At 51.8% G+C, this 13,096-nt stretch carries 18 protein-coding genes; 16 read left to right on the forward strand and 2 right to left on the reverse strand.

What is annotated here, in order from left to right:
- Window positions 1-30 precede the first annotated feature (30 nt).
- The 16 genes from ACPAOP_RS12970 to tatC all read left to right on the forward strand — a co-directional run bounded on the left by ACPAOP_RS12970 (window position 31) and on the right by tatC (window position 11,214).
- The gene (locus ACPAOP_RS12970) at window positions 31-267 is read left to right on the forward strand and encodes a BolA family protein (RefSeq protein ID WP_186884504.1); all 237 of its coding nucleotides are present in this window, start codon (window positions 31-33) and stop codon (window positions 265-267) included.
- A complete protein-coding gene (gene murA / locus ACPAOP_RS12975) occupies window positions 267-1,517 on the forward strand; it encodes a UDP-N-acetylglucosamine 1-carboxyvinyltransferase (RefSeq protein WP_423708306.1) in 1,251 nt (416 codons plus the stop codon). Before ACPAOP_RS12970 ends, murA begins: the two co-directional genes overlap by 1 nt.
- Entirely contained in the window at window positions 1,517-2,170 is a 654-nt protein-coding gene (hisG, locus tag ACPAOP_RS12980; protein ID WP_186884506.1) for an ATP phosphoribosyltransferase, read from the forward strand. Before murA ends, hisG begins: the two co-directional genes overlap by 1 nt.
- Before the next feature lie 15 nt (window positions 2,171-2,185).
- Complete coding sequence (gene hisD, locus ACPAOP_RS12985) at window positions 2,186-3,508, forward strand: histidinol dehydrogenase (RefSeq protein ID WP_423708307.1); 1,323 nt, start codon at window positions 2,186-2,188, stop codon at window positions 3,506-3,508.
- A 21-nt stretch (window positions 3,509-3,529) separates the two neighbouring features.
- Window positions 3,530-4,294, forward strand: coding sequence for a DNA-methyltransferase (locus tag ACPAOP_RS12990; protein WP_423708308.1), 765 nt, complete (start codon window positions 3,530-3,532; stop codon window positions 4,292-4,294).
- A 102-nt stretch (window positions 4,295-4,396) separates the two neighbouring features.
- Window positions 4,397-5,476 (forward strand): histidinol-phosphate transaminase, encoded by a 1,080-nt coding sequence (hisC, locus tag ACPAOP_RS12995; RefSeq protein ID WP_423710020.1) that lies wholly within the window; start codon window positions 4,397-4,399, stop codon window positions 5,474-5,476.
- A 2-nt stretch (window positions 5,477-5,478) separates the two neighbouring features.
- Entirely contained in the window at window positions 5,479-6,090 is a 612-nt protein-coding gene (hisB, locus tag ACPAOP_RS13000) for an imidazoleglycerol-phosphate dehydratase HisB (RefSeq protein WP_423708309.1), read from the forward strand.
- Between the two features lie 45 nt (window positions 6,091-6,135).
- On the forward strand, window positions 6,136-6,774 hold the full coding sequence (hisH, locus tag ACPAOP_RS13005; protein WP_190480517.1) for an imidazole glycerol phosphate synthase subunit HisH: 639 nt from the start codon (window positions 6,136-6,138) through the stop codon (window positions 6,772-6,774).
- Between the two features lie 126 nt (window positions 6,775-6,900).
- Window positions 6,901-7,695: a 1-(5-phosphoribosyl)-5-[(5-phosphoribosylamino)methylideneamino]imidazole-4-carboxamide isomerase gene (hisA, locus tag ACPAOP_RS13010; RefSeq protein ID WP_186897758.1), complete on the forward strand. Its 795-nt coding sequence runs from the start codon at window positions 6,901-6,903 to the stop codon at window positions 7,693-7,695.
- Window positions 7,692-8,456 (forward strand): imidazole glycerol phosphate synthase subunit HisF, encoded by a 765-nt coding sequence (gene hisF / locus ACPAOP_RS13015; RefSeq protein WP_186884512.1) that lies wholly within the window; start codon window positions 7,692-7,694, stop codon window positions 8,454-8,456. The genes hisA and hisF overlap by 4 nt, the downstream gene beginning before the upstream one ends.
- The gene (hisI, locus tag ACPAOP_RS13020; protein ID WP_186884513.1) at window positions 8,453-8,854 is read left to right on the forward strand and encodes a phosphoribosyl-AMP cyclohydrolase; all 402 of its coding nucleotides are present in this window, start codon (window positions 8,453-8,455) and stop codon (window positions 8,852-8,854) included. The genes hisF and hisI overlap by 4 nt, the downstream gene beginning before the upstream one ends.
- Window positions 8,851-9,198, forward strand: a complete 348-nt coding sequence (locus ACPAOP_RS13025) for a phosphoribosyl-ATP diphosphatase (RefSeq protein ID WP_423679613.1) — start codon at window positions 8,851-8,853, stop codon at window positions 9,196-9,198. The genes hisI and ACPAOP_RS13025 overlap by 4 nt, the downstream gene beginning before the upstream one ends.
- 56 nt (window positions 9,199-9,254) lie before the next feature.
- Window positions 9,255-9,629 carry a histidine triad nucleotide-binding protein gene (locus ACPAOP_RS13030; RefSeq protein WP_423708310.1) on the forward strand — a complete coding sequence of 125 codons (375 nt, stop codon included), beginning with the start codon at window positions 9,255-9,257 and terminating at the stop codon, window positions 9,627-9,629.
- A gap of 31 nt (window positions 9,630-9,660) precedes the next feature.
- Window positions 9,661-9,882: a Sec-independent protein translocase subunit TatA gene (gene tatA, locus ACPAOP_RS13035; protein WP_423708311.1), complete on the forward strand. Its 222-nt coding sequence runs from the start codon at window positions 9,661-9,663 to the stop codon at window positions 9,880-9,882.
- Window positions 9,883-9,915: 33 nt separating this feature from the next.
- Window positions 9,916-10,407 carry a Sec-independent protein translocase protein TatB gene (tatB, locus tag ACPAOP_RS13040; protein ID WP_423708312.1) on the forward strand — a complete coding sequence of 164 codons (492 nt, stop codon included), beginning with the start codon at window positions 9,916-9,918 and terminating at the stop codon, window positions 10,405-10,407.
- Window positions 10,408-10,452: 45 nt separating this feature from the next.
- Window positions 10,453-11,214 (forward strand): twin-arginine translocase subunit TatC, encoded by a 762-nt coding sequence (gene tatC, locus ACPAOP_RS13045; protein WP_423679617.1) that lies wholly within the window; start codon window positions 10,453-10,455, stop codon window positions 11,212-11,214.
- A 30-nt stretch (window positions 11,215-11,244) separates the two neighbouring features.
- Here tatC and ACPAOP_RS13050 read toward each other — a convergent pair whose 3' ends face one another.
- Both ACPAOP_RS13050 and ACPAOP_RS13055 read right to left on the reverse strand, forming a co-directional pair.
- Window positions 11,245-11,913 (reverse strand): DUF2461 domain-containing protein, encoded by a 669-nt coding sequence (locus ACPAOP_RS13050; RefSeq protein WP_423708313.1) that lies wholly within the window; start codon window positions 11,911-11,913, stop codon window positions 11,245-11,247.
- An 8-nt stretch (window positions 11,914-11,921) separates the two neighbouring features.
- Window positions 11,922-13,088 carry a Do family serine endopeptidase gene (locus ACPAOP_RS13055; RefSeq protein ID WP_423679619.1) on the reverse strand — a complete coding sequence of 389 codons (1,167 nt, stop codon included), beginning with the start codon at window positions 13,086-13,088 and terminating at the stop codon, window positions 11,922-11,924.
- Window positions 13,089-13,096 lie beyond the last annotated feature (8 nt).

Raw genomic sequence — 13,096 nt, forward strand, 5'->3', positions numbered from 1 at the left:
TACTAATTGAGTTTGAAAGAGATATACGCCGTGTTTCCTACCCCTGAACAAATTAAAAACTACATTGCTGCTGGTCTTGAATGCAGCCATCTGGAAGTTGAAGGTGATGGTCAGCACTTTAATGCCGTCATCGTTTCCACCGCATTCGCTGGCAAACGTCCGATACAACGTCACCAGATCGTCTATGCGGTTCTGGGTGATCGTATGCGTGAAGAAATTCATGCTTTGTCGATGAAAACACTGACACCTGAAGAGTACCAGGCATAATGGATAAATTACTGATTACCGGCGGACACCGCCTGAACGGAGATATCGTTATCTCCGGAGCAAAAAATGCCGCGTTACCGATTTTGTGCGCAGGTTTGCTGAGTGCCGATGATGTCGTGCTGAGCAATGTTCCATCGCTGCAGGATGTCAACACCATGCTGAAATTGCTGCGTCAGATGGGTTTGTGCGTCACGCAGGAAAATGGTGTCACCACGCTCAATGGGCAAGGTATTGATAAACTCGAAGCACCTTACGACATGGTGAAAACCATGCGTGCCTCGATACTGGTACTCGGCCCTTTACTGGCGCGTTTCGGTGAAGCGAAAGTCTCATTGCCGGGCGGCTGTGCGATTGGCTCGCGTCCGGTGGATCAGCATATCAAAGGCTTGCGTGCGATGGGTGCCGAGATCACGATCGAGGCGGGTTATATCCATGCCAAAGCCAAGCGCCTCAAAGGTGCGCGTATCGTCACCGATATGATTACCGTGACCGGCACTGAAAATCTGCTGATGGCGGCGACGCTGGCGGAAGGCGAGACTGTGCTGGAAAACGCCGCGCGTGAACCGGAAGTGACCGATCTGGCGAATCTGCTGGTGGCAATGGGAGCGAAGATCGAAGGCATAGGCACTGATAGACTGGTGATACAGGGTTGCGATAGTTTGCATGGCGCTGCCCATACCGTGATCGCGGATCGCATTGAGACTGCGACTTTCTTGTGTGCAGTGGCGGCAACTGGTGGCGATATCACCTTGAAAAATACCCGCAGCGATATTCTGGATGTGGCACTCGATAAGTTGCGTGAAGCTGGCGTCGTTCTGACGACCGGCCCGGACTGGATACGTGCGCAAATGAGCAGCCGTCCTAAAGCGGTCAGCTTCCGTACCACCGAATATCCGGGTTTCCCTACCGATATGCAGGCGCAATTTATGGCGCTTGATTGTGTCGCATCCGGCAGCAGCCGTGTCACAGAAACGATATTTGAAAATCGTTTCATGCATGTGCAGGAAATGAATCGTCTCGGCGCGAAAATCGAAATTGATGGGCATACTGCAATCATCAATGGCGTCGATAAACTGGTCGGCGCGCCAGTCATGGCGACCGATTTACGTGCTTCGGCCTCGCTGGTGATTGCCGGCATGGCGGCGGAAGGCGAAACACTGATAGACCGGATTTATCACCTCGACCGTGGTTATGACCGCATGGAAGTGAAACTGTCGGCGGTCGGCGCACAAATACAAAGGCTCAAGTAATGACTGCACAACTCACTCTGGCTTTATCCAAAGGGCGGATTTTTGAAGAAACCCTGCCGCTGCTGGAAGCAGCCGGTATTCGCGTGACTGAAGATCCGGAAAAATCCCGTAAGCTGATTCTGGCAACGAATGATCCCGGCGTGCGCGTCATCATCGTCCGCGCTTCAGATGTGCCAACGTATGTGCAGTATGGTGCTGCTGATTTCGGCGTGGCCGGTAAAGACGTGTTGCACGAACATGGTGGCGAAGGCTTGTATCAGCCGATTGATCTGAACATCGCCAAATGCCGCATGTCGGTGGCGGTCTCGGCCGGATTTGATTATCAGAGCGCTGTACATCAGGGCGCTCGTCTGCGCGTGGCAACCAAGTACACCGAAACTGCACGCGAGCATTTTGCCAGCAAAGGTGTGCACGTCGATCTGATCAAGCTGTATGGTTCTATGGAACTCGCGCCGCTGGTTGGTCTGTCGGATGCGATTGTCGATCTGGTCAGCACCGGCAGCACTCTGCGCGCCAACAATCTGGTTGAAGTCGAACACATCATGGATATTTCCTCGCGTCTGGTAGTCAATCAGGCAGCATTGAAATTGAAGCGTGAGCGTTTGCAACCGATACTTGAAGCTTTCGAGCGCGCCACCAGTTTAAAAGCATAATTAAAGAGAATGAGCATGGCATCCCCCGCATCCCTGATTACCCGGCTGGACTCAACTGAGGCTGATTTTTCCGCAAAGCTCTCTGCTTTGCTGGCTTTTGAAGCGAGTGAAGATGAAGCGATTGATCGTGCTGCCGCACAAATTTTAGCCAGCGTGAAAACGCATGGCGACAGTGCTGTGCTGGACGCGACCAATTGTTTTGACCGCCTCAGTGCGGACAGTGTGGCGGCGCTGGAGTTGTCGCAACAAGAGATGCAGGATGCGCTGAATTCACTCAGTGCCGAACGTCGCCATGCGCTGGAAACGGCGGCACAACGGGTGCGTGCGTATCACGAAATACAAAAGAAAGAATGCGGCTCTGAAGGCTTCAGCTATACCGAAGCCGATGGAACTGTGCTCGGTCAGAAGGTCACGCCACTCGATCGCGTCGGCATTTATGTGCCGGGCGGTAAGGCGGCTTATCCTTCATCGGTGCTGATGAATGCGATTCCGGCCAAGGTCGCCGGTGTGCAGGAAATCATTATGGTGGTGCCAACCCCTGATGGCGTGAAAAATCCGCTGGTGCTGGCGGCCGCGGCGATTGCCGGTGTCGACAGAGTATTCACCATCGGCGGCGCGCAGGCAGTCGGTGCGCTGGCGTATGGCACTGCGACGATTCCGCAAGTCGATAAAATTGTCGGGCCGGGTAATGCTTATGTCGCGGCGGCAAAACGCCGTGTGTTCGGCACAGTCGGTATCGACATGATTGCTGGTCCATCTGAAATTCTGGTCTTGTGCGATGGCACGACGAATCCGGACTGGGTTGCGATGGATTTATTTTCTCAGGCAGAACATGATGAGCTCGCGCAGTCGATTTTATTGTGCCCCGATGCGGCATATATCGAAGCGGTGTTGGCGAGTATCGCCCGCTTGCTGCCGGAGATGCCGCGTCAGGAAGTCATCCGCACTTCGCTGGCGAACCGCGGTGCGTTGATTAAAGTACGTGACATGGACGAAGCCTGTGCGATTGCGAACAGCATCGCCGCTGAACATCTGGAAATCTCGGCTGAACAGCCGCAGCAATGGGCAGATAAAATCCGCCATGCCGGTGCGATGTTCCTTGGGCGTTATTCGTCGGAAGCCTTAGGCGATTACTGCGCAGGTCCGAATCACGTGTTGCCGACTTCCCGCACTGCGCGCTTTTCATCGCCGCTGGGTGTGTATGATTTCCAGAAGCGTTCTTCCATGATTCATGTCAGTGAGCAAGGTGCGCAGACGCTGGGTAAAGTGGCCGCCGAACTCGCTTATGGCGAAGGTTTGCAAGCCCATGCGCGTAGTGCCGAATTCCGCCTGAAGTGACTTTCAACATGAATTCCTAGCATGGCAGCCGATTGGCGCAATCAGATATTTTGTGAGGACGCGCTGCAAGGGCTGGCGCGTCTGCCCGATGCCAGCGTTGATCTGTTACTGGCCGACCCGCCGTATGGTCTGGGCAAAGATTACGGCAACGATTCCGACAAAATGGAAGCTGCCGCCTATCTTGACTGGATGACGGAATGGGTCGATCTGGCCTTACCCAAGCTCAAGGCGAATGGCAGTCTGTATATTTTTCTGACCTGGCGTTATTCGCCGGAAGTGTTCGTGATGCTGAAGCAGCGCATGAGCATGGTCAATGAAATCATTTGGGACCGCCGTGTGCCATCGATGGGCGGAACGGTACGTAAATATTCTTCTGTGCACGACACCATCGGTTTTTTTGTCAAAGCGCGGGATTATTATTTTGATCTGGATGCGATCCGCATTCCGTATGATGCTGCCACCAAAAAAGCCCGCAGCCGCAAGATTTTTGAAGGCGCTAAATGGCTGGAGCTCGGTTTTAATCCCAAAGATGTGTGGAGCGTTTCGCGCCTGCATCGTGAACACGCCGAGCGTGAAGAGCACCCGACACAAAAGCCTTTAGAAATTATCGAACGCATGATCAAGGCCTCCTGCCCACCCGGCGGCGTTGTCCTTGATCCATTCATGGGCAGCGGCACCACTGCTGTCGCCGCACAACGTTGCGGGCGCGATTTCGTTGGTTTTGAACTGAATCCTGATTATTGCGAGATGATACAAAAACGCCTCGCTCAGGCGCATCCCGTATAACTCTCCGGCGTGCAGTTTTGGGGGAGTATATGAACAACGTCTCGTACAACCTAATTAAATAGCGGATGTTTTGGTGTTAATCGAACATACTGCCTGGAGTATATAGTGAGTATCACGGATATTATCCGCCCGGAAATCAGCAGTTTAGCGGCTTACCACGTGCCAGATGCGGCAGGTTTGCTGAAACTCGATGCGATGGAAAATCCTTATCTGTTGCCAGCGGAAATGCAGCAGGCGCTGGCGCAGCACCTGGCACAGGTGGCGCTGAATCGCTATCCGGTGCCATCGTATTCCAGCCTGAAGCAGTTGATCGCTGACAAGCTCGGCGTGCCCGCTGATCGCGAGATCGTGCTCGGCAATGGTTCCGATGAATTAATTGCCATGATCTCAGTGGCATGTGCCAAACCGGGCGCGAAAGTGCTGGCGCCGGTGCCCGGATTTGTGATGTATGCGATGTCTGCGAAATTTGCCGGTCTGGAATTCATCGGTGTGCCGCTGCAGGCAGATCTGACGCTCGATACGGCAGCGATGCTGGCGGCCATCCGCACGCATCGCCCGGCGATCACTTATCTTGCGTATCCGAATAATCCTACCGGCACTTTGTATGATGCCGACGATATCGTTGCCATTGCGAACGCCGTTGGTGACACTGGCGTGGTGGTGGTGGATGAAGCGTATCAGCCTTTTGCGCCGTCGAGTTTCATGCCGCATCTGGCGGAATTCGACAATCTGGTGGTCATGCGCACGGTATCAAAATTAGGCCTGGCGGGCATACGCCTTGGCTATATGGCAGGCAATAACGCGCTGATGCATGAATTTGAAAAAGTGCGCCCACCGTACAATATCAATGTACTGACGCAGGCGGCGGCAGAATTTGTGTTGCAGCGGGTCGAAGTGCTGGATGCGCAGGCGGCCGAATTACGCGAGCAGCGTAGCCAATTGGCAATCGCATTAAGTGCCTTGCCCGGCGTGCAGGTTTTCCCCTCCGCTGCAAATTTCCTGCTGATCCGTGTGGCGAATGCTGAACAAGTCTTTGCTAAATTGTTGGATCACAAAATTTTAGTTAAAAATGTAGGTAAAATGCACTCTCTGCTTGAGAACTGTCTGCGTGTCACCGTCAGTACTCCGGAAGAAAATGCACTTTTTATGGCTGCGCTTGCAGCATCTCTGACATCAAAATGAATATGCCAACGCAAAATGAATACCTGCCGCGCATTGCGACGGTATCCCGCAATACCAACGAAACGCAAATCCGCGTCGCGATCAATCTGGATGGCACCGGTCAGCAAAAGCTCAATACCGGCGTGCCGTTTCTGGATCACATGCTCGATCAGATCGCCCGTCACGGATTGATCGATCTGGAGATCGAAGCGGTCGGCGATCTGCACATCGATGCGCACCATACCGTCGAAGATGTCGGTATTACGCTGGGTCAGGCATTCGCGCAGGCGGTCGGCGACAAAAAAGGCATCCGTCGCTATGGCCACGCTTATGTGCCACTGGATGAAGCATTGTCACGAGTGGTAGTGGATTTTTCCGGTCGTCCCGGGCTGGAATATCACATTCCTTTCACCCGTGCGATGATAGGTCAGTTCGACGTTGATCTGACGCGTGAATTTTTCCAGGGTTTCGTGAATCACGCACTGGTTACGCTGCATATCGATAATTTGCGTGGCGATAATTCGCATCATCAATGCGAAACCGTGTTCAAGGCGTTTGGCCGTGCTTTACGTATGGCCGTTGAGCTGGATCCGCGTGCTGCAGGTATGATTCCATCGACCAAGGGTTGTCTTTAATATTGTCAGTCGTATCCCGGTCCCGGCGACAGTCGGGCGATCATTATGAATAAAATTGTTGTTGTTGATTACGGTATGGGAAATTTGCGCTCAGTAGCGCAAGCCCTGCGTGCCGTTGCACCTGAAGCGAACGTATTGATTTCGGGTGAGGTGGCCGATATTCAGAGTGCTGACCGTATTGTGTTACCAGGACAGGGCGCGATGCCCGACTGCATGAGCAGTCTGCGTGATTCCGGTGTGCAGGAAGCTGTACTCAATGCCAGCCGTAACAAACCCTTGTTCGGCGTGTGTGTTGGAGAGCAAATGTTGTTTGACCTGAGTGAGGAAGGCAATACACCTGGTCTGGGACTATTGCCGGGCAAGGTTGTACGCTTTGATCTGGATGGTCAGCTGCAAGCCGATGGTTCGCGTTTTAAAGTACCGCAGATGGGCTGGAATCGTGTGCAGCAGTCCCGTCCTCACGCTTTGTGGCAAGATATACCCGATCAGGAATATTTTTATTTTGTGCACAGCTATTATGCTCAGCCTGACAATGCTGAGCATATTGTGGGTATGACGGATTATGGTCAGCTTTTCGCCTGTGCCGTTGCCCGCGATAATATTTTTGCGACGCAATTTCACCCTGAAAAAAGTGCGCATGCCGGCTTGCAGTTGTATAAGAACTTCGTTCACTGGAATCCTTGAGTCTCTGATCGGGCGAAATGTTGTTGCTTTGTGCTTTGCCGGATAGTCTGATTTTCTGTTGTACTTTCGTTTCTTTTTTTGTCCCTTTTTTTTGTCTGATACCGACACCTTAATTTCTTTAACATCATGTTGCTCATCCCTGCTATCGACCTGAAAGATGGTCACTGTGTACGCCTGAAACAAGGTGATATGGAACAAGCCACCGTGTTCTCCGAAGACCCGGCTGAAACTGCCCGTCACTGGCTGAAACAAGGAGCACGTCGTCTGCATCTGGTCGATCTGAATGGCGCTTTTGCCGGTAAGCCGAAAAACGAAGGAGCGGTGAAATCCATCCTGAAAGCGGTGCGGGAATATGCTGAAGAAACCGGCACTGAAGAAATCCCGGTTCAGCTCGGCGGCGGTATCCGCGATCTCGATACGATAGAACGCTATCTTGATGGCGGTCTGTCCTACATCATCATCGGCACGGCCGCGGTGCGTAACCCCGGCTTTCTGGCAGACGCCTGCAGCGCATTTCCGGGTCAGATTATCGTCGGCATCGATGCCAAAGACGGTAAGGTGGCAACCGATGGCTGGAGTAAATTATCCGGTCACGAAGTGATTGATCTGGCGAAAAAATTTGAAGATTACGGCGTGGAATCCATCATCTATACCGACATCGGTCGTGACGGCATGATGGGCGGCGTCAACATTGAAGCAACCGTCAGACTGGCGCAGGCGGTCAGCATTCCGGTCATTGCTTCCGGCGGTGTACATAATCTCGCTGATGTGGAAGCCCTGTGCGCGGTACAGGACGAAGGTATTGAGGGCGTCATTTGTGGCCGCTCTATTTACGAAGGCACGCTGGATCTCGCCTCGGCACAGGATCGTGCCGACGAACTCAGTGGTGAGCCGCTTTTGGATGAAGAAGACGCTGAATGACATTAGCTAAACGCATTATTCCTTGTCTGGATGTGACCGCAGGTCGCGTCGTCAAAGGCATTAATTTTCAAGAGCTGCGCGATGCCGGTGATCCGGTGGAGATTGCCCGTCGTTACGATGCGCAGGGTGCCGATGAAATTACTTTCCTCGATATCACTGCATCGTCCGATGGACGTGATTTGATATTGCCGATTATCGAAGCCGTTGCCTCGCAGGTGTTTATTCCCCTGACTGTCGGCGGTGGCGTGCGCACGGTTGCCGATGTGCGACGCCTGTTGAATGCGGGAGCCGACAAGGTTGGCATCAATACGTCTGCGGTGACCAATCCACAACTGGTGGCAGATGCGGCGCATAAATACGGCTCACAATGTATTGTGGTCGCGATTGACGCAAAGAATGTCGCACCGGGAAAATGGGAAGTGTTCACCCACGGCGGCCGCAATGCAACCGGTCTGGATGCGGTAGAGTGGGCACAAAATATGGCGCGTCTTGGTGCCGGTGAAATTCTTCTGACTAGCATGGATAAAGATGGTACCCGTTCCGGTTTTGATCTCGGCCTGACCCGTGCTGTATCTGACGCGGTGTCCATTCCGGTAATCGCTTCTGGTGGTGTCGGTGGTTTGCAGGATCTTGCTGACGGTATCAAAGTCGGTGGTGCAGATGCGGTATTGGCTGCCAGCATTTTCCATTACGGCCATCACACGGTCGGAGAAGCGAAGCAATTCATGGCAGCGCAAAATATTCCTATGAGGTTGGTATGAGTGCCGCGACGTGGTTAAACAAAGTGAAGTGGGATGATCAGGGGCTGGTACCCGTGATCGCACAAGAGGCGAGCAGTAACGACGTGTTGATGTTTGCCTGGATGAACCGCGATGCGTTAAGCAAAACAGTTGAGATCGGCGAAGCCGTTTACTGGAGCCGTTCACGTAAAAAGTTATGGCATAAGGGCGAGGAGTCCGGTCATGTGCAGAAAGTAAAAGAAATCCGCCTCGATTGCGATCAGGACGTGGTGCTGATTAAAGTTGAGCAGGCAGATAGCATTGCCTGCCACACCGGACGTCATTCTTGTTTTTTTCAGAAATTTGAAGGCAGCCTGAATGAAGGTGACTGGCAGGCAGTGGATCCGGTATTGAAAGACCCTGAGAGTATTTATAAATGAGTACACAAGTACAAGTGCTGGAACGTCTGGCAGAGATTATTGAAAGTCGTAAGCTGGCCAATGGCGGCGACCCGGATAAATCGTATGTAGCACGTTTGTTTTCCAAAGGCGACGATGCGATTCTGAAGAAAATCGGCGAAGAAGCAACTGAAACTGTGATGGCAGCCAAAGATGCACGAGTATCCGGTGATACCAGCAAAGTGTTATACGAATGTGCTGACTTATGGTTTCATTCGCTTGTCATGTTGGCTCAGTATGATTTGCGCCCTCAGCAGGTTTTAGATGAGCTGGCAAGGCGAGAGGGCATCTCCGGTATCGAAGAAAAGGCTGCACGCAAGGAGTAAGGCGCGCGGCTTTTGTTCTGATAGTTATTTCCCTAGTTTAATTTGATCGGATAAACGTGGATAATTGTATCTTCTGTAAAATTGTTGCCAAGCAAATTCCATCAACGATAGTGTATGAAGATGAGAGCTTACTGGCGTTTAAGGATATTCATCCTGCTGCACCGGTGCACTTATTGATTATTCCAAAAAAGCACATAGATACCTTGTCTTCCGCACAGTCAGAGCATACGGAATTGCTGGGAAAAATGCTGGCGCTGGTGCCTAAGCTTGCGACTGAGCATGGTTGTGCACCAACGGTGATGGCAGATGGAAGTTTATCGGGTGGTTATAAAACCCTGATTAACACAGGGCCGGATGGCGGGCAGGAAGTGTATCATCTGCACACGCATCTGATCGGTGGCCCGCAGCCCTGGCGCGGACAAAATAAATAATTTTGAGATTGAATTCTCTAAGGAGTAAAAAATGGGCGGATTTAGTTGGTTACATTGGTTGGTAGTTCTTGTGGTTGTAATTCTGATTTTTGGCACCAAAAAACTTGGTAACGTTGGCGCTGATCTTGGTAAGGCTGTCAAAGGATTTAAAGACGGCATTAAAGGTGAAGAAGAAAAATCATCCACTGCGACTCAGCAAGTGGCAGATAAAAGCACGATTGATGTTGACGCCAAAGAAAAATCGAAACAGTGAAGCAAGTGTTGCTGACTTCTGTGGGATGCGGCCATGATTGATCTTGGTATCAGCAAACTGGCATTGATCGGTGTCGTTGCCTTGATCGTCATCGGTCCGGAAAAATTACCGAAAGTTGCCCGCATGGCGGGCACTTTGCTTGGGCGTGCCCAGCGTTACATCAGTGACGTGAAAGCCGAAGTCAGTAAAGAAATTGAACTTGAAGAGTTGCGCAAAATGCAGAAAGATGTGCAGGAAGCAGCTCAGAATGTAGAGCAATCTGTCAGCGCTTCACTGCAGGAAGCAGAGAACGAGCTGCGTTCGGTTGAGCGCGATGCGCAAGCTGATTTGCAGACGCCATTCACCGTTACGCAAGCACAGGTCAACGAGAAAGCAAAAGATTTTCGTCGCAAGCGTCTGGCGAAAACATCGGCAGTTCCTGGCTGGTACAAAAGCCGTCATGGCCAGCGCAGTCATATTGTGTCCGGTTCTGCCCGTATGGCAAGACACAGGGCAAAAGCTCGTCCACCTGTCAGTTTTTTTTAATTCCTCTTTTATGTCCCTGCGCTCTTTATTTTGGGTGGTATTCGCATGAGCGATAAGATTGAACACGGCGCTGAGGAAACCTTTATTTCTCATCTGGTTGAGTTACGTGATCGTCTGGTGAAGGCGGTTTATGGTCTCGCTGCTGCATGTATTGTGTTGATGCTGTGGCCGGGGCCGGCGGCTATTTATGATTTTCTCGCCAGCCCTATGCTGGCGTCGTTGCCCGCCGGATCGAAAATGATCGCCACCGGCGTGATATCGCCATTTCTGGTGCCGATGAAGGTGACGCTACTGCTGGCATTCATGCTGGCGTTACCGTGGATACTGTATCAGGTCTGGGCGTTTATCGCGCCGGGCTTATATACCCATGAAAAGCGGCTGATTGCACCTCTGGTGGTTTCCTCCTCGCTGCTGTTTCTGGGCGGCGTCGCGTTTTGTTATTTCGTGGTGTTTCGCCGGGTATTTAAATTCATTAATGAGTTTTCACCTGCGTCGATCAGCATCGCGCCAGATATAGAAAATTATTTAGATTTTATTATGTCGATGTGCCTTGCCTTTGGCGTGACCTTCGAGGTGCCGGTCGTCGTTGTTGTTTTGGTGCGTATGGGGTTGGTGACGGTCGATAAGCTCAAAGCGATACGACCTTATGTCGTGGTTGGGGCGTTTGTGATTGCCGCTATTGTGACGCCACCGGATATTGTCAGTCAGTTTTCGCTGGCGTTGCCTATGTGGTTTTTGTATGAGCTTGGTTTGCTCATTGCGCCACTGTTTGTTCGCGTAACGCAGTCACCCGATACGGCCGAGTAGATGCTACGGGACAGAACGTGTCCCCTAGAATTATGCGGCGCGCAGCCATTGAACCAATGGCAATGCACTTTGGAAGCCTTGTAATAAGGTGTGCTTAACCTCGTCGCTGTCCATGCCTTTCAGCGGACATTCTGTCCAGACCATAAAGTTTTTGAGTTTGATGTACTCGATGTGTTTCAGTTCCGCATCAAACCCTTTCGGTGGGCGACTCAGTTTTCCCTCTTCCTGTAATTCCCCGAAAGCCTGTTTGAGCTTTTTATCTTTCAGCACTTTTTCAAACCCTGCAGCATCATCGACGATATGCTGACGGATTGCCCGCAACCGGTCCGGTGGTGGCATATATTCACCGACGGCAAAAAACAGCCTGCCTGCGGCATCCATTTGAAAATAATAAGCCGGCCCGCCGCCTTCGCTGGGCTTCTTGCGCCCGCTCGGCAGAATAGATGAGGAGAACGTCGTTTTGTATGGTGATTTGTCTTTGGCAAAACGGACATCGCGGTTAATCCGGAACAAGGCTTTCTTCGGTTCACACCCCGCGATTGCGGGATCGAATTTTTGTATGCCTTGTATGAGTTCTGTCACCATTTGTACAAACTCAGCGCGCAAAATATCGTAACGCGGTTTGTTCATGACGAACCACGCGCGGTTATTGTTTTCAGATAACTCAGATAAAAAAGCCTGCAAATCAATCAGGTGCATATTTCAGCCTATTCTTCGCGTCTGGTTGGTGGACGTTTGCCAACCGTGATTTCGAGGGTCGGTTCCTGCTTGTTCCTGACCACCACGATTTTTGCCGTATTACCCGGTTTGAGTTGGGCGACCAGATTCAGCATTTCAGTCGTGTCTCTGACTGGTTTACCTGCGATAGAAACCAGAATGTCACCCGGCTTCATCCCGGCTTTGTCTGCAGGCCCTCCACGGATTACGCCGGCAATAATTGCCCCCGATTTCTGTTTCAGTCCAAAGCTTTCAGCAAGCTCTGGCGTGATGTCCTGGGGTTCAACACCAATCCAGCCACGTACTACTTGCCCCTGACTGATAATTTGTTCCATGACCGCTTTAACAGTCGAGACCGGGGTGGCAAAGCCAATACCCACTGAACCGCCGGTCTGGGAATAGATCGCTGTATTAATCCCGAGCAGATTGCCATTAATATCGACGAGGGCTCCGCCGGAATTGCCCGGATTAATTGCTGCGTCGGTTTGTATGAAATTCTGGAATGCGTTGTCGGTCAGATTATTGCGTCCCAGTGCAGAAATGATACCCATCGTTACCGTTTGTCCGACACCGAAAGGATTGCCAATGGCCAGCACAACGTCGCCTACCTTAGTGTCGTCGGGTTGTCCGAGTGTGATGGCAGGAATATTCGGCAGATTAATTTTGATGACGGCAAGATCGGTTTCCGGATCGGTACCTACAACTTTCGCTGCAGCCGTGCGACCGTCGGCAAGAGCAACATCAATTTCGTCCGCAGACTCGACCACGTGGTTATTGGTCAGGATATAACCTTCGGCACTGACGATGACGCCGGAGCCCAGACTCGATTGCCTTTCTGTTCTCTGGTTCGATTGCTCGCCAAAAAAGCGGCGCAGAAACGGATCATCTAACAGTGGATTGCGTGAACGCTGAATTTCTTTCGAAGTATAGATGTTAACGACTGAAGGCATCGCCTTCTGTGCCGCCCCACGATACGAACTTTGTACGTTGACGCTGTTTGCCGGCGCTTCTTTCAAATTGATAGTCTGTGCCAGCGGCCCGCCTGTACCCGAGCTGAGAGCCTGATTCACCCAGCCTGGTTTTAAGGTGGTTACAATAAACCAAATCGCCAGACCAACTGTTACGGTCTGGGCAAACAATAACCAAAGACGTCGCATAAGGTAGA

Origin of the sequence: Undibacterium sp. WLX3042 (genome assembly GCF_049544825.1) — a bacterium.
Taxonomy (GTDB): Bacteria; Pseudomonadota; Gammaproteobacteria; order Burkholderiales; family Burkholderiaceae_D; genus Undibacterium.

Bases quoted from the DNA above. Each gene is read 5' to 3' on its own strand.
- murA (WP_423708306.1), top strand. From the start codon at position 267: ATGGATAAATTACTGATTACCGGCGGACACCGCCTGAACGGAGATATC.
- hisG (WP_186884506.1), top strand. From the start codon at position 1,517: ATGACTGCACAACTCACTCTGGCTTTATCCAAAGGGCGGATTTTTGAA.
- hisD (WP_423708307.1), top strand. From the start codon at position 2,186: ATGGCATCCCCCGCATCCCTGATTACCCGGCTGGACTCAACTGAGGCT.
- ACPAOP_RS12990 (WP_423708308.1), top strand. From the start codon at position 3,530: ATGGCAGCCGATTGGCGCAATCAGATATTTTGTGAGGACGCGCTGCAA.
- hisB (WP_423708309.1), top strand. From the start codon at position 5,479: ATGCCAACGCAAAATGAATACCTGCCGCGCATTGCGACGGTATCCCGC.
- hisH (WP_190480517.1), top strand. From the start codon at position 6,136: ATGAATAAAATTGTTGTTGTTGATTACGGTATGGGAAATTTGCGCTCA.
- hisA (WP_186897758.1), top strand. From the start codon at position 6,901: ATGTTGCTCATCCCTGCTATCGACCTGAAAGATGGTCACTGTGTACGC.
- hisF (WP_186884512.1), top strand. From the start codon at position 7,692: ATGACATTAGCTAAACGCATTATTCCTTGTCTGGATGTGACCGCAGGT.
- hisI (WP_186884513.1), top strand. From the start codon at position 8,453: ATGAGTGCCGCGACGTGGTTAAACAAAGTGAAGTGGGATGATCAGGGG.
- ACPAOP_RS13025 (WP_423679613.1), top strand. From the start codon at position 8,851: ATGAGTACACAAGTACAAGTGCTGGAACGTCTGGCAGAGATTATTGAA.
- tatA (WP_423708311.1), top strand. From the start codon at position 9,661: ATGGGCGGATTTAGTTGGTTACATTGGTTGGTAGTTCTTGTGGTTGTA.
- tatB (WP_423708312.1), top strand. From the start codon at position 9,916: ATGATTGATCTTGGTATCAGCAAACTGGCATTGATCGGTGTCGTTGCC.
- tatC (WP_423679617.1), top strand. From the start codon at position 10,453: ATGAGCGATAAGATTGAACACGGCGCTGAGGAAACCTTTATTTCTCAT.
- ACPAOP_RS13050 (WP_423708313.1), bottom strand. From the start codon at position 11,913: ATGCACCTGATTGATTTGCAGGCTTTTTTATCTGAGTTATCTGAAAAC.
- ACPAOP_RS13055 (WP_423679619.1), bottom strand. From the start codon at position 13,088: ATGCGACGTCTTTGGTTATTGTTTGCCCAGACCGTAACAGTTGGTCTG.